This window comes from Methylophilus sp. DMC14 (assembly GCF_056314085.1).
The window spans coordinates 194,723-212,380 of sequence record NZ_JBQUZA010000002.1 but is presented as its reverse complement, the minus strand read 5'-3'; the positions used below and the strand labels follow the sequence as shown (position 1 = coordinate 212,380).

Below are 17,658 nucleotides of genomic sequence, written 5' to 3'. Positions count from 1 at the left end.
ACGGCTTCACCTGAAGCTCAGCCTATGCCGCAACACTATGAAGGACGAGGTGACCTTCTGGAGGTAAATCACTGGTCTAAAGGCGAAAAGATTGCCTGACTAGTCAGCCAAACATCAAGGCGAAGAAGAATTGCTTGCTCATTTAACCCCTCTTTTCCCTACCAAAAAAGTGCTGATACAAAATCGGCAAGACAAACAATGTTAAAAAGGTCGCTGTGATGAGGCCACCAATCACCACAATGGCTAATGGCCGTTGAATCTCAGCGCCTGGTCCGGTGGCAAACAATAAGGGAATCAAGCCAAAGGCGGTGATGCTGGCGGTCATGAGTACTGGTCGCAGCCGGCGTTTGGCGCCTTCGTAGGCGATGAGGCTGGCCGCCATTCCTTGTTCGGTTAAGTGTTGGAAGTGACTGACCATGACGACGCCATTTAGTACTGCGATCCCTAGCAAGGCGATAAAGCCTACCGAGGCTGGGACAGACAGGTATTCACCTGATAGCCACAGTGCAAATACGCCACCGATCATGGCGAAAGGGATGTTGGCGAGTATGAGCAGGGCTTTGGGCAGGGAGCCGAAGGTCATGAACAGCAGCAGGGCAATCAGTACGATCGCAATCGGGATGACGATGCTGAGGCGTGCTGCGGCACGTTGCTGGTTTTCGAACTGGCCGCCCCATTTGAGCAAGTAGCCTTCGGGCAGAGACACTTGTTGTGCGACTTTTTGTCTGGCATCTTCAACAAAGCTGACGAGGTCACGGCCTTTCACATTGGCGGTGACGACGACCATGCGGTTGCCGCGTTCGCGGTCTATCTTGACCGGGCCTTCTTCACGCACGACGTGGGCGACGCTGGAAAGCGGGACGGTGCCGCCTTGTGGCAGCGCCAACATGAGCTGGCTGAAGTCGGAAGCGGATTCACGCACGATCTGGCTACCGCGCAGCAAGATCGGGGTGCGGCGGTTGCCTTCAAGCACGATGCCTAGCAGTTTGCCTTCGAGCTGGCTTTGCAGCAGAGCGTTGATGTCTGCTACGCTGAGACCTAAGCGGCCAGCTGCGACCCGGTCTATCTTGATTTGTAGGTATTGCACACCGTTATTTTTCGGCGTGTAGACATCTTGATTGCCAGGGATAGATTTGAGTACATTGATGATTTCATGTGCTTTTTGATCCAGGATTTTGAGGTCTGTACCAAAAATTTTGAGGGCGAGGTCACCGCGCACGCCAAGGATCATTTCGTTGACGCGCATTTCGATTGGCTGGGTGAAGTTGTAATCCTGGCCGGGAGTGCTGTGCATGATCTGGCGCAGCTTTTCGATCAGCGTGGCTTTGTCTGGCACTTGCCATTGGTCACGTGGTTTGAGCACCAGAAAATTATCGGTCTGGTTTACACCCATCGGGTCCAGACCAAGTTCATCAGAGCCAGCTCTAGAGTAAACGCCTTCCAGTTCTGGCACTTGTTGTAGTAGGGTTTGTTGTAGATGGTTATCCGTTGCGATGCTTTGTTGCAGGGAGATAGAGGGCAGTTTTTCGGTGCCGATGATGATGTCGCCTTCATCCATGGAGGGCATAAAGGTTTTGCCGATGAGTGGATAGACGACGCCAGTGAGTACCAGCAGGATAACCGCGGCCAGCAGGACAGGGCGCTTATGTTGCATGGCCTTGCTCAGTGAGTTGGCGTACCAGCGATTGAGGTGCCGGATTAACCACGGGTCTTCGCTGGCCTGGTCGCGGATGAGGAACGAGGCCAGTACCGGAATAATGGTGAGCGATAGCAACAACGATGAACCGAGAGCGAAAATAATGCTCAGGGCCACCGGCGCAAACAGCTTGCCTTCCAGCCCCTGCAGACTGAGCAAGGGGAGAAATACGGTCATGATGATGATCATACCGGCACTGACAGGCACACTGACCTCGCGCATGGCCGCGAGAATGATGCCGAGTTTATCTGTGGTGGGTGAAGCTTGGTTGTGCGCCAGATGTTCGACGATGTTTTCGACCACCACCACGGCAGAGTCGACCAACATGCCAATGGCGATGGCAAGGCCCCCCAATGACATGAGATTGGCTGACATGCCATATTGCTGCATCAGCCAAAAGGTGGCGAGCATGGCCAGTGGCAAGGCACAGGCGACCGTGAGCGCTGCACGCAGGTTGCCTAAAAACAGTACCAGCAAAATCAACACTAGCACTACCGCTTCCATCAGCGCCTTGTTCACTGTGTGTACCGCGTGTTCGACCAGATTGCCACGGTCATAAAACACATGAATATTGACGCCCTTAGGGAGGGTGGGGGCGATTTCATCCAGTTTGGCGCGTACGCCATCGACTACTTGGCGTGCATTGGCACCACGCAAGCCCAGCACCAGCCCTTCGACAGTTTCGCCCTTGCCGTTGCGTGTCACGGCACCATACCGCGTGAGCTCACCAATGCGCACTTCTGCGACGTCGGCGATGCGGATAGGATTGCCCTGCTGACCTTTGAGTACGGTATTGCGTACATCGTCCAACGTCTTGAATGCGCCTTCTGCCCGTACTAGCAAAGACTCTTCTCCATCCTTCAGTCGGCCTGCGCCATCGTTACGGTTATTGTTACTGATCGCTTGTTGCAGCGTGCTTAAGGCAAGGCCGCGGGCTTGCAGTTTGGTGTTGTCGGGAATGATTTCAAAGCTGCGCACCAGACCGCCCAACGCATTGACATCGGCTACTCCTGGCACTGTGCGCAGACGGGGCCGGATCACCCAGTCGAGCAGGGTACGTTTTTCTTGCAGGCTGAGCGTGTCTGATTCTATGGTGAACATAAACATCTCGCCCAGCGGCGTGGTCATGGGGGCGATGCCGCCAGAAATCTCAGTAGGCAGGTTGGGCCAGGCATTGTTGAGGCGCTCGGTGACTTGCTGGCGTGCCCAGTAGATATCGGTGCCATCTTCAAAGTCGATGGTGATATCGGTCAGGGCATATTTCGCCACCGCGCGTAAACTAGTTTGTTTGGGGATGCCCAGCATCTCGACTTCAACCGGGGCTGTGATCCGTGCTTCTACCTCTTCTGGCGTCATGCCTGGCGATTTGATGATGATTTTGACCTGAGTTGAGGAAACATCAGGGAAGGCGTCAATGGCAATGGTCTGGTAAGCCGTCCAGCCCGCGAATAGCAGACCGATGGCAAATACGCAGACCAGCAGGCGTTGTTTGAGGGAGGTGACAATCAGCCAATCTAACATGTTATTTACCCCCCATCCCCAGCCAATGTCCTTTCAAGGCTGCGACCCCGTGCACCGCGATCATTTCATTGCCCTTCAAGTCGGCTTTGATTGTGAGATGCTGGTCTTGTTCCAGCAGGATATTGACCGGGGTAACTGCGATCCCATGTGGCTGCTGCACAAAAATCACCGCCTGTTCACCTTGGCGGGCCACTGCACCTCTCTCGACGGTAAAACTGTCCTGCGCTGTATTTTCCACTAGGGCGACATCGACAATCTGGCCGATGGAAAGTTGTTCTGCCCCCTGGTTAATCGAGGCGCGCACTTGTGTGGTTTGGTTGTTTTTATTGAGCTGCCGCAATACAGTATCCACCTTCGCGGTCAGTCCCAATTTGGGCAAACGAACTGCTGCGCCAGGGCTCAGTTTGCTGGCTTGCGCAAAAGGCAGTTGTATCATCAGCCACAAGGGTTTGGGGTTGCTGATGGTGTAGATGGGCATGGACATGTCCACGCGTGCACCGACTGGCTGCTGTTGCTCCATGACTTGTCCGCTTATGGGAGCAATAATCGCCAGCTCATTTTGCATCATGCGTTTTTTCGTCAATTGCTGGATATGCGCGTCACTCAGGCCTGCCAGTTTTAGCGTTTGTTTACGCTCATGCATCAATGCCTGGCTGGTTTCATAGGCTGTTTGGGTTTCCTGCAAACGGCGCTGGGCAATCACCCCTTCACTGTATAACTCCTGGTCGCGTTTCAGCGCCTGATCGTTGAGTCTGGCCTGGGTTTCACTTTGCAAATAATTGCTTTGCAGGCCGATCAAATCCGGACTGCTGATCTGGCCAATCACTTGACCTTGTTTCACGGTATCACCAACGCTGACATTGAGCCGGGTGATGAGTCCTGCTTGTGGCGCTGTCACGACCCGGCTTTGCGTAGGGGGCAATACGACTTCAGCAGGATAGCTGGCCGAAAGCCCGGTTTGTTGCGTTTGCAATTGCCCCCACTGCACTTGCATTTGCTGGACTTGTTTGGGCGACAGTGGCAAAAAGCTGGCTGCGCCTGCCTTAAATGCAAGGCAGGCCGAGAGGGCAATAAATACTATTTTTTTCATGGGAACACTCCTATCACCTGATCGTATTTGGCGATATTCCAAGAGACTTGAAGTTGCTGGCTGCTTAAATTTCGCTCAGCTTCAAAAGCCAGTAATTGCAAGCGCAATAGCTGGTTAAAATCCAGTTCGCCGAGTTGGTAGGCTTTGCGTGCCAGCTTGGCATTTTCGCTTGCAAGTGCGTCCTGCCGTTGCAACAAAGTGACGTCTTGTCGTTTTACTTGCAGGTTGTGCTCGGTTTCGTGCAGGCCATTTTCGAGCTGGCGGCGAAGGGCAATCTCCCATACCGCATTGCGCAACAAGTCTGCCGCCAGCTGTTGCAGGCTGGCCTGATCCTGTAACAGGCTGTCATCGGCTAAATTAGCTATCTGGCTACGCGCTTCGCGTTGCCACGGTAGCCAAATGGGGATATGCATTTGCGCTTGCCATTTGCGCTCATCGCGATCACTTAGCCAGGCATCGTTTTGATGAGAGAAGCCCACGCTAGGTGCCAGGGGTAACCAGCTTTTCGCCATGATTTTGCGTGCGTTGACCATTTGCTGATCCGCGGCCAGCAAGGCTTGTTGCGGGTGAGTGGCCACCACCTGCTGCAAAACCTCGTGCAGTGACAGGCGTGTATTGAGTGCCACGGTATCTTCGTGATAGGTGGGATGCTGGGCGACACTGGCGGGCATTTTCTCAGCCAGCGCTGGTTGCGCAAGCCAGACGCCGCAGGCGGCAAGCCAGGCGATCAGCAGGGAGCGTTTGACTCCCCAGAATAAACGAAACATAGAGACTCCTGAATAAAACAGGCAAACGGATGGCTAATGCCAACCGGTGCAACGCGTGTTTATTCAGGCGTAAGGCGGCGCGCGTGGGCCGTGGCAGGCGAGAGTGAGACTGGACGGAGCGCGTTCCTGACGGTGTCGCTCAAAAGGGTTTTCAGACCGTTGCAGCGCGATTGCCAGCAACAGCAGCGCGGGCAAAATGGCGGCGGGCAGCCAAAAGCTGGCATAGGCATCTATCAGTGATGACAGCGGATTGCTTTCGCTGATGGCTTGGCCTAAGCCGATGATTTGACCGTGCGATTTGTTGGAGTGTACATGCCAGTGAAAAGGGTGCTTGGAAGCTTCCGCTTGGGCATGCAGGGCGGGAATATCCACCATGTGCATGTGTGGGCCGTCATCCGCCGCGGTATCGCCAGCAGCATGGGCGTGCATGAGCGGCGCGACGGTTTGCAGCAAGGCAAACCATAGCGTCAACAACAATATCCATGTGCGATAAGTGCTCATCTTCTCAATCTAACAAAATTCGGTGAATGCCACAATCGCAAAAAGCCGTAAAAAACGTATTCAACTCTTCAAATGGGGCTGCCAGGTAGCTGGGCATGGCCTGAATGCAATTTCTTTACCCGGGCTGAATCAGGTAAAATATTGGTTTTACATTTATCTGGATCAGGCGTCATGGTACTGACCTTTCAACAAATTATTTTAAAGCTTCAGGAATACTGGGACAAACAAGGCTGCACTTTGTTGCAACCTTACGATATGGAAGTGGGCGCTGGTACCAGCCACACCGCAACCTTTTTGCGCGCCCTGGGCCCTGAGCCCTGGAAAGCCGCCTATGTGCAGCCTAGCCGCCGCCCCAAAGATGGTCGCTATGGCGAAAACCCAAATCGTTTGCAGCATTACTACCAATTTCAGGTGGTACTGAAGCCCGCCCCGGCCAATATCCTGGAGCTCTACCTCGGCTCACTTGAGGCACTGGGGTTTAATCTGAAAGAAAACGATATCCGTTTTGTCGAAGATGATTGGGAAAACCCGACGCTGGGCGCTTGGGGGCTGGGCTGGGAAGTCTGGCTCAACGGCATGGAAGTGACGCAATTCACCTATTTTCAGCAAGTAGGCGGTATTAACTGCAAACCGATCACCGGTGAGATTACCTACGGTCTGGAGCGGTTGGCCATGTACCTGCAAGGCGTGGAAAACGTCTATGACCTCGAATACTCGCCCGGCGTGAAATACGGTGATGTGTTCCACCAGAATGAAGTGGAACAATCGACTTATAACTTTGAGCATTCTGATGCGGATTTCCTGTTCACTGCCTTTAATGCGCATGAGAAGCAGGCCAAGCATTTGATGGAAGAAAAACTCGCGCTACCGGCGTACGAGCAAGTGCTCAAAGCCGCGCATACGTTTAACCTGCTGGATGCGCGGGGGGCGATTTCCGTCACCGAGCGTGCCGCTTATATTGGCCGTATCCGCAACCTGGCGCGCGCTGTGGCCGCCAGCTATCTCGATAGTCGCGCCCGACTGGGCTTCCCGATGGCGCCTAAAGCCTGGGCGGATGAAGTCATCGCCAAACTGGAAAGCGAACAAGCCGAACAAAACAAGAAAGCCGCCGCATGAGTACCCGCAATCTGTTAGTTGAATTATTTGTAGAAGAGCTGCCGCCCAAAGCGCTGAAAAAGCTGGGGGAGTCGTTTAGTAGTGTGCTGGCCGAGAGCCTGAAAGCTTCTGGCCTGGTGGCAGAGGGCAGTGTAGTCACCTCCTTTGCGTCACCCCGGCGTTTAGCCGCACATATCACACAGGTATCCGAAAAAGCGGCGGACAAGCAAGTCGCGCAGAAACTGATGCCAGCAACCGTTGGTCTTGATGCCAACGGGCATGCAACGCCGGCATTAGTGAAGAAGTTGCAGGCCTTGGGCGAGAACGAAAGCGCAGTTGCCAAATTGCGCAAGGAGCACGATGGCAAGGCCGATATTCTGTTTCTGGATGCCACTCAAGCGGGGGCGACCTTGCAAGAAGGCTTGCAAAAAGCGCTGGATGAAACGCTAGCCAAATTGCCTATTCCCAAAGTGATGACTTACCAGATCAATGATGGCTGGGAAAGTGTTAATTTTGTGCGGCCGGCGCATGGCTTGGTCGCCTTGCATGGCGATACCGTTGTGCCGATTTCAACCCTGGGGTTGACGGCAGGCAACACCACGCAAGGGCACCGTTTTGAAGCGAAAAATCCGGTGGTGACGCTCACGTCTGCCGACACCTATGCGCAACAACTGGCGGATGAAGGGGCGGTGATTGCGAGTTTTGATGCCCGTCGTGCCGAGATTGCGCAGCAATTGCAAGCTGCGGCTGACAAACAAGGCCTAAAGCCGATTGAAGACGACGCATTACTTGATGAGGTCACGGCGCTGGTGGAGCGCCCGAATGTATTGCTGGGCCAGTTTGAAGAAGAGTTTTTGGCGGTGCCGCAAGAGTGCCTGATCCTGACCATGAAGGCCAACCAGAAATACTTCCCGCTGCTGGATGTCAACGGCAAGCTGACAAATAAATTTTTAATTGTGTCCAATATTAATCCGGCCGATCCTAGCAAGGTGATTGGCGGTAACGAGCGCGTGGTGCGTCCGCGTCTGGCCGATGCCAAGTTCTTCTTTGACCAGGATCGCAAAAAGACGCTGGAAAGCCGTCTGGCGGGCTTGGGGAGAGTGGTTTACCACAACAAGCTCGGCTCGCAAGGCGAGCGTAATGAGCGTGTGGTGGCGATTGCCACCGCCATTGCGCAACACATCGGCGGTGATGGCTTTGTCGCCAAAGTGGCACAAGCCGCGCGCTTGTCCAAGGCTGACCTGCTGACCGATATGGTCGGCGAGTTCCCTGAATTGCAAGGCATTATGGGCCGCTATTACGCCCAGCATGAAGGCTTGGCCGATGACGTGGCATATGCGATAGAAGACCACTACCGCCCACGCTTTGCCGGTGATGACTTACCACGCAGCCAGGTAGGTGTGGTGGTTGCCTTGGCCGATAAGCTGGAAACCCTGGTTGGGCTATTCAGCATCGGCGAGAAGCCGACTGGCGATAAAGACCCATTTGCCTTGCGCCGTCAGGCCCTGGGCATTTTGCGTATGCTGATGGAAACCGATTTGCCGTTGGCCTTTGACCAGTTAATCGCACAAACGCTGAGCGTCTTTCATGGGGATGCCGAGGTGGCAGAAGCCATCCAGGCCTTCTGCTTTGACCGTCTGGCGGTAAACCTGCGTGACCAGGGTGCGACTGCGCAAGAGGTGGATGCGGTATTGTCCTTGTCACCTAACCAGTTGGCAGAAGTGCCGCGCCGGTTAAGTGCCGTGCAAGCATTTGCCAATTTGGCAGAAGCGCCTGCGCTGGCGGCTGCCAATAAGCGTGTGTCGAATATCCTCAAGAAAGTTGAAGGGGACGTTAAGGCCGAAGTGAACGACAGTTTGTTGCAAGAGGCGGCCGAAAAAGCCTTGTATCAGGCCCTGGCTGACACCAAGCCTAAAGCGGATCAGCTGTTTGAAGCAGGCGATTACACCGCTTCGTTACAGGCACTGGCCGTGCTTAAGGCTCCGGTGGATACCTTCTTTGATGAGGTCATGGTGAATGCCGAGGACCCTGCCTTGAAAGCCAATCGTCTGGGACTGCTGGCGACCTTGCATCAGGCCATGAACCGTGTGGCTGACTTGTCCAAGTTGGCCAGCTAAACAGCCGTCAGGAGTGTAGCCATGAAACTCGTCATTCTTGATCGTGACGGCGTGATTAACCGCGACAGCGCGACCTTTATCAAAAATCCTAACGAATGGATTCCGATTCCGGGGAGCCTGGAGGCAATAGCGCTGCTCAACCAGCATGGCTACCGGGTGGCGGTGGCGACGAATCAGTCGGGCATCGCGCGCGGCTATTTTGATATGGCCACGCTCAATGCCATCCACGACAAAATGCATAAAGCCTTGGCGCAAGTCGGTGGCCGTATTGACGCCGTCTTTTATTGCCCACATGCGGCCGATGCACATTGTGACTGCCGCAAGCCCAAGACCGGCATGCTGGAAGAAATCAGCCGCCGTTTTAATGTTGAGCTGACCAAAGTGCCAGGCGTGGGCGATGCCTTGCGAGACTTGCAGGCCTTCGCCAAAGCCGGTTGCCAGCCTTACCTGGTGCGCACCGGCAAGGGCGAGGAAACCTATCACTTGTCCGAGGTGCCTGCGAACACGATTGTGATGGCTGATTTGGCCGCTGCGGTACAGCACATCATTGCTGGGGATAAGTAATGCAAACCGTGCTGCTGTATGTGCGGGCCTGGCTGTTTTATCTTGGCTTGTTTGTGCTGACCATTCCATTTTCATTGTTGGCAATCCTGCTGATTCCGCTGCCCGCGGTGACGCGGTCACGCTGGGTCAGTGGTTGGGCGCATGCGGTGATGTGGTGGCTGAAGGTCACCTGCAATCTGCGTTATGAAGTCAGTGGCCGTGAGCATATTCCGGCCACGCCCAGTATTATTCTGGCAAAACATCAATCTGCCTGGGAGACCATTGCCCTGCAAACCATTTTGCCGCCGCAAGTGTGGGTGCTCAAAAGAGAGTTGCTGATGATCCCGTTTTTTGGCTGGGGTTTGTGGGCGGTGGGCTCGATTCCGATTGACCGCAGCAGTGGCCGCGAAGCGCTTAAAAAGTTAGTGAATCACGGCAAAGACCGGCTCAAGCGTGGCTTGTGGGTAGTCATTTTTCCTGAAGGCACACGTACCGCCCCCGGTGCCCGCGCCAAGTATCATATTGGTGGCGCCTGGCTGGCGACGCATACCCAAACCGCAGTGCTTCCGGTGGCGCACAATGCAGGCCGCTACTGGCGTAAAAACTCCATCCTTAAATATCCAGGCGTGATTCAGGTGGTGATCGGTCCAGCCATCGCCACCAACGGCCTAAAGCCGGATGCACTGAATCAGCAAGTCGAAACATGGATTGAAACGGAGATGCAGCATCTGTGATCACGCAGCAGTTGCAACTGCCAAATGGGCAAACGATTGCTTACCAGCTGGATCTGCGGGCACGTAGAACCATAGGCCTTAAAATCACGGCCGAGGGCTTGGTGGTCCATGCGCCCAAGCGCATCTCTGCCTCGCAATTGCAGCAAGTTTTGCAGGAAAAATCCAGCTGGATACAGCAAAAGCTGGCTCTGCGTGAGGCCAGCCAAGTGGCCCCCATGCAATGGCTGGATGGTGAGCCACTGTTGTTTATGGGCCAGGATATTGTGCTGACCCTGATTGCGCATCCCACCAGCAAGGCAGTCACGCTCGAAGGTGACAAGTTGCTGGTCCGTTCACCTTTTATCAACAATCCCGACTGGGTCGCGCGCAAAGTGCTGCAATGGTATGCGCAGCAGGCTTTGCCTGATTTTAAACGCCGCGTTGCCTTGATTGCCGCCCAGATGGGCGAGCAGGTGAGCGGTGTCGGACTTTCCAATGCCAAGTCCCGCTGGGGCAGTTGCAATAGTCGCAAGCAGATTCGCCTGAACTGGCGCTTGATCCAGGCGCCGCCGCATGTGATTCAATATGTGGTGTGCCATGAAATGGCGCATCTGAAAGAAATGAATCATTCAGCCAGGTTTTATGCGGTGCAGGCCAGTTTGTTTCCGCAATACGAACATGCTGAGAAAGCGTTAAAGGCCCTGTCGCCTATCCTGCATCGCATGGCTTGATTCATCAGGCTTTTAGTGTGGCTTGCCGGTGTTCGCCAGTCCAATGCCACAAAAAATCGTCAGCATGCCTGCCAGTTGGTAGCCATGAAAGGGTTCGCTCAATAATACGCTGGAGAGTAAGGAGCCAAAAATCGGCATGGCATGAATAAACACGCTGGCGCGCACCGAGCCGACCAATGTGACAGCCTTGGCATAAGCCAGGAAAGCAATCACCGAAGGAAAAATCCCAATATAAAGCAGTGACCAGACCGTTTGTACATGGCCTATCGTTGTCACGGCTGTCTGCTTCTCCCAAATATAGAGCGGTAACAATAAAATCAGCGCAATCAGAACCTGGCATAACATGAGCCCGGTGCGGTCAATAAACGCTGGAATCTGTTTCAGCCACAAGGTAAACAACGCCCAGCAGATCATGGCGACAAAAATAATCATATCGCCAGGAGCAAATGCCAGCGATCGCAGCACTTGTATATCGCCATGCGAGACGACCGTCAGGACCCCGATCAATGAAATCAGTAGCCCGAGCAATTGACGGGTCGATAAGCGTTGCTGATAAAACAACCCGCCAAAGATTGCGACTAGAAAGGGAATAAACGAATTCAGGATAATCCCGTTGGTTGCGCTGGTGCTATGCAAGCCCCAGTACACCAGCAGATTAAATGCAAGTACGCCCGTCATTGCGGTCCCTAGCACATGCCAGCGGTAATTTAGGTAGTGGACGCGGTCACGCAAAAACGGTTTGATCGCAAAAGGGAGCAAGCATAAAAATGCCAGGCCCCAGCGGATCAGGGATAAAGCAACGGGCGGCACCTCATGGCTGACGGCGCGGCCTGCGATAAAGTTACCTGCCCATAGCAGGGGCGGTAGAAGTAACAGCCCCAGTGTATATGGGGTAAGAGTGGCGTGCGATGTGTCTGTCATCTGGGGATTGCATATGAGGATTACCTGTTTGCTGACATGGTATGCTGCCCCAGCCTCTCTGGCTAGGGGCAATGTTGGATGATTTTGTGCCTGAGTGACTAAAAGGGGTCCGTGAGGCGAATGGCCAGGCCGCTGGCGGGTCAGGGGGCGATCGCCAGCGTTTCCTTTGTGCTCCTGATGTCAGAATGCGCCGCCCCCCAGGACTTTATATAGGGTCACCTGATTGGAGACTTCGGACAGCCTGACGCTGATAAGCGTCTGTTGCGCAGCGTAGTAGCTGCGTTGGGCATCCAGTACGGTCAGGTAACTATCCAGGCCTTTCTCGAATCTGGCGCGTGATAGTACAAAGCTTCTTTGCGTGGCATTCACCTGCGCCGTTTGTGCCGACAATTGTTCTTCCAGCGTGGCACGTAATGCCAGCGCGTCAGAGACCTCTTTAAACGCGGTTTGAATCGCTTTTTCATATTGCGCCACGCTAATCTCCCGGCTCACCTCGGCAACCTTCAGGTTAGCCTTATTCAACCCGCCATTAAAGATGGGTAGCACGATTTGCGGTGCAAAACTCCAGACATGGTTATTGCCGCTAAACAGGCTCCCCAACTCCGGGCTGGCCAAACCGGCGGATGCCGTCAATGAAATGGTCGGAAAGAAGGCTGCTCTGGCCGCACCAATATTGGCGTTATTGGCCTGAAGCGTGCGCTCTGCTTCCAGCACGTCCGGCCTGTTCTGCAAGACCGTAGAGGGAAGGCCATCAGGCAGGCTGGCGGTTTGGGAGACGCCCCGCAAGTTGTTCACCTGTTCAAGATTGATATTTGGAGGCTCACCCACCAGTAGTGCCAGCGCGTTTCTATCCTGGTCTACCTGGGTCATATATTTGGCGACATTGACTCGTGCAGATTCCACGCTGGTTTCCACTTGCCGCAGTGTCAGCTCATTGATACTGCCCAAAGCCAGTTGCCGTTTACTCAAGTCGAAAGTCGCCTGTTGGGTGCGCAAGGTTTCCCGTGACAGTGCCAGGTTTTCACTATCTGCGGCCAATGTCAGGTAGGCGTTCGCCACCTCAGACACCAGGCTGATCTGGGCGCTTCTCTTGGCCTCTTCTGTTGACAGGTATTGATACACGGCCTGATCGCGCAGGCTGCTGATGCGCCCGAAAAAGTCCATCTCATAGGAAGAGAATCCCAGGTTTGCCGAGTACTGGTGGCTGTTAAATGTCATGGGTCCGGTCGGCAAGTTCAGCATCATCCGTTGATTGGTCCCGCTGACCGTGCCATTCACCTTGGGAAACAGGGCCGCCCGCTGGATCTGATATTGGGCACGCGCCTTTTCGATATTGAGCGAGGCGACCCTTAAGTCACGGTTGTTTTCCAGCGCCTGCCGGATCAACTTTTTCAATTCGTTGTCGGTAAAAAATTGCTCCCAGCCCAATTCAGCCGAGAGTGTGTCTCCCGTCAGTTTTGCTTGGCCTGACGATGGCTGCCATTGTGCAGGAATCGGTGCTGCAGGCCTTTCATAGTTTGGTTGCATATTGATGCAGCCTGCCAGCAGCAGGCTGGCAATCACAATGGGATAGCGTGATTTATTCATTTTCGTTATTCCTTTTAATGAGCGCCTTAGCCTTTGAATACCCGGCGTACCGCCACGAAAAACAGCGGTACAAACAGGATGGCCAGTACGGTGGCTGTCAGCATGCCGCCAATCACTCCTGTGCCCAGCGCATTTTGGGCACCAGAGCCTGCGCCAGTCGAAATGGCAAGCGGTAGCACGCCAAGAATGAAGGCCAGCGATGTCATGATAATTGGCCGGAAGCGCAGCCTTAACGCCTCTAATGTGGCCTCTGTCATCTCTTTACCTTGCTCCATTTTTTCCTTCGCAAACTCCACAATCAGGATGGCATTTTTGGCCGACAGGCCTATCGTCAACAGCAAGCCAACCTGGAAATACACATCGTTGGAGAGTCCCCGCATGGACGCTGCAATCAAGGCGCCGACGACCCCCAGGGGCACCACCAGCATGACTGCAAATGGAATGGACCAACTCTCATACAATGCGGCGAGGCATAAAAACACAATGAGCAGGGATAAAGCATACAGCGCGGGGGCTTGTGAACCGGTCATGCGCTCCTGGTATGACAATCCTGTCCACTCGTAGCTGATGCCGGGAGGCAGGGTTGCCGCCAATGATTCCATGATGGCCATCGCCTCGCCGGTACTATGCCCGGGTGCCGGGGCGCCCAGGATTTCTAACGAGGATTGACCGTTATAGCGTTCCAGCTTGGGTGACCCATAAGCCCAGTGTGCGCTGGCGAATGAGGAAAATGGCACCATTTCACCGCTGGCATTTTTCACATACCACTGATCAAAATCCTTGGGTTCCATCCGTGCTGAAGTGGCCCCTTGCAGGTACACGCGCTTGACCCGGCCGCGGTCCATAAAGTCATTGACGTAAGTGCTCCCCCAGGCGGTGGAAAGCACTGAATTGATATCCGCGATGGAAATGCCAAGGGCACTGGCTTTGGCTTGATCAATATCCAGCTTGTATTCTGGTGAGTCTTCCTGCCCGTTTGGCCGCACCCCGACCAATGACCGATTCGCCGAGGCCATCCCCAGCAGTTGGTTGCGTGCCTGCATGAGGGCTTCATGCCCAAGGCCTGCCCGGTCTTGCAACTGGAGGTCAAAACCAGAAGCATTTCCTAACTCGACCACGGCTGGCGGGCCGAATGCAAAGACCATGGCCTCATTAATGGTTGAGAATTTGCCCATGGCTTTTCCGATCACCGCTGATATTTTCAGGTCAGGTCGCTTGCGCTCTGACCAGTCTTTCAAGCTGACAAAGGCCAGTCCATTATTCTGGCCACTCCCTGCAAAGCTGAAGCCAGACACCGTGAACACGGATGCGACAGCCTCTTTTTGCTCGGACAGGAAATGCTGCTCTACCTTATTTAGGACTGCCCGGGTGCGCTCTGTTGTTGCCCCGGCAGGCAAGATCACTTGCGTAAACAGGATGCCCTGGTCTTCATCAGGCAAGAAAGCCTGTGGCAAACGGACAAATAATAGCGCCATCACGACAACAATCAGCGCATAAATCAGTCCGTAGCGGCCAAGTCGATGCAGCATACGGGCAACCACGGATTGACTGCCTTGCGTTGTAAGTTCCACGCCACGGTTAAATACCTTAAAAGCACCCGTCAACGGGTTGTGTGTCTTGGTGTGTGGTTTCAGTAAGGTGGCGCATAGGGCAGGCGTCAGAATCAGGGCTACCAGCACTGAAAGCACCATGGCCGATACGATTGTGATGGAGAATTGCCGGTAAATGACGCCGGTAGAGCCGCCGAAAAATGCCATGGGGACGAATACCGCCGAGAGCACAAGGGCGATGCCGATCAAGGCCCCACTAATTTGCGTCATGGAACGACTGGTGGCTTCCTTGGCAGACAGCCCCTCTTCGTGCATCACCCGCTCGACGTTCTCTACCACCACAATGGCATCGTCTACCAGCAGGCCAATCGCCAGTACCATGGCAAACATGGTCAGCGTATTGATCGAGTATCCGGTAGCGGATAACACGGCAAATGTCCCCAGCAGAACCACAGGCACGGCAATGGTCGGGATAAGTGTGGCTCGGATATTTTGCAAGAAGAGATACATCACCAGGAATACCAGGATGATGGCTTCTACCAGCGTTTTGATGACTTCCTCGATGGAGACTTTGACAAAGGGGGTCGTGTCATATGGCATCACCGCCTTCATGCCCGCCGGGAAAAACTGCTCCAGCTCAACCAGTTTAGCCTTGACGGCTTGAGCCGTTTCCAGCGCATTGGCGCCGGTTGCCAGCTTGATTGCCAGCCCTGTTGCAGGTTTGCCGTTATATTGAGCGACAACCTCATAGCTTTCGCCACCGAGTTCAATTTGGGCGACATCCTGCAATCTGACCGCAGCCCCATTGGCGGTGCTTTTTAATAAAATCTGCCCAAACTGCTCGGGTGTTTGCAAACGACTTTGCGCCGTCACCGTGGCATTTAATTCTTGCCCTTTTTTGGCAGGCATGCCACCGATTTGGCCTGCTGACACCTGGGCGTTCTGTGCTGTGATCGCCGCGCTGATTTCGGCAGGCGTCAGCCCAAAATTGTGCAGCTTGGCTGGGTCCAGCCATATGCGCATGGCATATTTGGTCCCAAAAACCTGCGTATCGCCTACGCCATTCACCCGGCTAATAATGTCCTGGACATTCGACCCGACATAGTCCCCCAGATCGATGCTCGACATGCTGTTGTCTTCTGAGATAAACGCAGCCACCATCAAGAAGTTATTGGAAGCTTTGGCGACCTGCACGCCTTGTTTTTGCACATCCTGCGGCAGAAGCGGGGTAGCCAGCGCGAGCTTGTTCTGGACCTGTACCTGTGCAATATCCGGGTCGGTTCCCGCGTCAAAGGTCAGTGTAATGGTGACGCTGCCTGAAGCGTCGCTGGTCGAGGACATATAGGTCAGGTGGTCTATCCCTTTCATTTTTTGCTCGATCACCTGGGTGACGCTGTCTTCCACCGCTTTGGCCGAGGCGCCCGGGTAAGTGGTCGTGATGGAGATCGCAGGCGGTGCAATCATCGGGTATTGCGCAATCGGTAATGACCGGATCGCGAGTATGCCTGCCAGCATGATCACGATCGCAATTACCCAGGCAAAAATAGGGCGGTCAATAAAAAATTTAGACATGATGACTCCCTATATTGGCTTGGTTGTGCGGCTTTTGTCGGTCGACACAATTTTTACCGGCATTCCAGGCCGTATTTTTTGCAGCCCATTCACTACCAGTCTGTCGCCTGCATTCAGGCCCTGGCGTACCACCCACTGGCCATCCAGCGTCTTGTCCGCCTGAATATTCCTGAGTTGCACCTTGCTATCCTTGTCCAGCACATACACGACAGGATCCCCTTTGGCGTCGCGACTCACGCTTCGTTGTGGCACCAGGATGGCGGTTTCTGCAACGCCTTGTTCCAGGACTGCGCGCACATACATGCCCGGTAACAGTACGCCTTTGGGGTTGGGGAATATGGCCCGCAGCGACACGGTGCCTGTCGACTGGCTTACGGTAATGTCTGCAAATGCCAGCTTGCCAGTCAGTGCATAGGTACTACCATCCTCAAGGACGAGTTTCACTTCGGCCTGATTTTCTCCTGCCTTCTTGAGGCGGCCACTCTCCCAGTCATGGCGCAACCGCAACAGATCAGCGCTAGACTGGGTCACATCGACATAAATGGGATCAAGCTGCTGGATGTTGGTCAGCATGGTTTCCTGGTTTGCAATCACCAGGGCGCCTGGTGTAATGTTCGATTTCGCCACCCGTCCAGAAATCGGCGCCAGCACGCTGGTGTATGCCAGGTTGATTTTTGCTATTTGCAATGCGGCCTTCGCCAAATCTACCTCTGCCTGCGCCTGATCCAGCGCTGATTGCGCATCCTCTAAATCCTGCTTGCTCACGGCTTGTATGCTCGCCAGCTCGTGATAACGCTCAGCCTTGCTTTTTGCAGCCACAAGATTCGCCTGGGCTTTATTCAGGCTTGCCTGCGCACTGTCTAATGAAGCCTTGTATGTGGAAGGGTCAATTTGGTACAGCTGTTGGCCCGCCTTGACATCTGTCCCTTCGGTGAACAAGCGTTTTTGCAAAATACCACTGACCTGCGGCCGGATCTCCGAAACCAGAAAGGGGGAAGTGCGCCCAGGTAACTCGGTTTTCAGGTTAACCGATTGTGGCTGGAGATTGATGACTTCCACTTCTGCTGGCGGAGGGGCTGCCGGTGCAGGGGCAGCGCCCTGATGGCAGCCGGTAAGTAATTCACATAAAGCGAGCAATACCGGAAATGCCGTCGCCAAGCGCATGCTCTGTAATGTAGGTTTCATAGGATTCTCCTTTTAAGTACCGCCATGAAAATGGTTTTTTTTCAGGGTGACTTAAATTAGATTGAGTAT

13 protein-coding genes are annotated in these 17,658 nt (G+C 54.2%); 5 read left to right on the top strand and 8 right to left on the bottom strand.

The genetic code is table 11. The features are described 5' to 3' along the window. Positions 1–142 precede the first annotated feature (142 nt). The 4 genes from ACT53C_RS05250 to ACT53C_RS05235 form a co-directional block, all read right to left on the bottom strand. Positions 143–3,217, bottom strand: a complete 3,075-nt coding sequence (locus ACT53C_RS05250; RefSeq protein WP_476145166.1) for an efflux RND transporter permease subunit — start codon at positions 3,215–3,217, stop codon at positions 143–145. A 1-nt stretch (position 3,218) separates the two neighbouring features. After that, on the bottom strand, positions 3,219–4,307 hold the full coding sequence (locus ACT53C_RS05245) for an efflux RND transporter periplasmic adaptor subunit (RefSeq protein WP_476145165.1): 1,089 nt from the start codon (positions 4,305–4,307) through the stop codon (positions 3,219–3,221). Then, positions 4,304–5,074, bottom strand: coding sequence for a TolC family protein (locus ACT53C_RS05240; RefSeq protein ID WP_476145164.1), 771 nt, complete (start codon positions 5,072–5,074; stop codon positions 4,304–4,306). The genes ACT53C_RS05245 and ACT53C_RS05240 overlap by 4 nt, the downstream gene beginning before the upstream one ends. 63 nt (positions 5,075–5,137) lie before the next feature. Beyond that, positions 5,138–5,575: a hypothetical protein gene (locus ACT53C_RS05235; RefSeq protein WP_476145163.1), complete on the bottom strand. Its 438-nt coding sequence runs from the start codon at positions 5,573–5,575 to the stop codon at positions 5,138–5,140. Between the two features lie 171 nt (positions 5,576–5,746). On the opposite strand from ACT53C_RS05235, the gene glyQ reads away from it, so the two are divergent. The 5 genes from glyQ to ACT53C_RS05210 are packed head-to-tail and all read left to right on the top strand — an operon-like array spanning position 5,747 to position 10,774. Beyond that, positions 5,747–6,691 carry a glycine--tRNA ligase subunit alpha gene (gene glyQ / locus ACT53C_RS05230; RefSeq protein WP_476145161.1) on the top strand — a complete coding sequence of 315 codons (945 nt, stop codon included), beginning with the start codon at positions 5,747–5,749 and terminating at the stop codon, positions 6,689–6,691. Continuing rightward, positions 6,688–8,787: a glycine--tRNA ligase subunit beta gene (glyS, locus tag ACT53C_RS05225; RefSeq protein WP_476145159.1), complete on the top strand. Its 2,100-nt coding sequence runs from the start codon at positions 6,688–6,690 to the stop codon at positions 8,785–8,787. Before glyQ ends, glyS begins: the two co-directional genes overlap by 4 nt. Positions 8,788–8,808: 21 nt before the next feature. After that, positions 8,809–9,351, top strand: a complete 543-nt coding sequence (gmhB, locus tag ACT53C_RS05220; RefSeq protein ID WP_476145158.1) for a D-glycero-beta-D-manno-heptose 1,7-bisphosphate 7-phosphatase — start codon at positions 8,809–8,811, stop codon at positions 9,349–9,351. Continuing rightward, positions 9,351–10,064: a lysophospholipid acyltransferase family protein gene (locus ACT53C_RS05215; protein WP_476145157.1), complete on the top strand. Its 714-nt coding sequence runs from the start codon at positions 9,351–9,353 to the stop codon at positions 10,062–10,064. The genes gmhB and ACT53C_RS05215 overlap by 1 nt, the downstream gene beginning before the upstream one ends. Next, positions 10,061–10,774, top strand: a complete 714-nt coding sequence (locus ACT53C_RS05210; RefSeq protein WP_476145156.1) for a M48 family metallopeptidase — start codon at positions 10,061–10,063, stop codon at positions 10,772–10,774. The genes ACT53C_RS05215 and ACT53C_RS05210 overlap by 4 nt, the downstream gene beginning before the upstream one ends. 12 nt (positions 10,775–10,786) lie before the next feature. Here ACT53C_RS05210 and ACT53C_RS05205 read toward each other — a convergent pair whose 3' ends face one another. The 4 genes from ACT53C_RS05205 to ACT53C_RS05190 all read right to left on the bottom strand — a co-directional run bounded on the left by ACT53C_RS05205 (position 10,787) and on the right by ACT53C_RS05190 (position 17,589). Further along, positions 10,787–11,695 carry a DMT family transporter gene (locus ACT53C_RS05205; protein WP_476145155.1) on the bottom strand — a complete coding sequence of 303 codons (909 nt, stop codon included), beginning with the start codon at positions 11,693–11,695 and terminating at the stop codon, positions 10,787–10,789. A 180-nt stretch (positions 11,696–11,875) separates the two neighbouring features. After that, positions 11,876–13,282 (bottom strand): efflux transporter outer membrane subunit, encoded by a 1,407-nt coding sequence (locus ACT53C_RS05200; protein WP_476145154.1) that lies wholly within the window; start codon positions 13,280–13,282, stop codon positions 11,876–11,878. Positions 13,283–13,308: 26 nt separating this feature from the next. Next, positions 13,309–16,404: an efflux RND transporter permease subunit gene (locus ACT53C_RS05195; RefSeq protein ID WP_476145153.1), complete on the bottom strand. Its 3,096-nt coding sequence runs from the start codon at positions 16,402–16,404 to the stop codon at positions 13,309–13,311. 9 nt (positions 16,405–16,413) lie between these two features. Next, positions 16,414–17,589: an efflux RND transporter periplasmic adaptor subunit gene (locus tag ACT53C_RS05190; protein WP_476145151.1), complete on the bottom strand. Its 1,176-nt coding sequence runs from the start codon at positions 17,587–17,589 to the stop codon at positions 16,414–16,416. Positions 17,590–17,658: the final 69 nt, after the last annotated feature.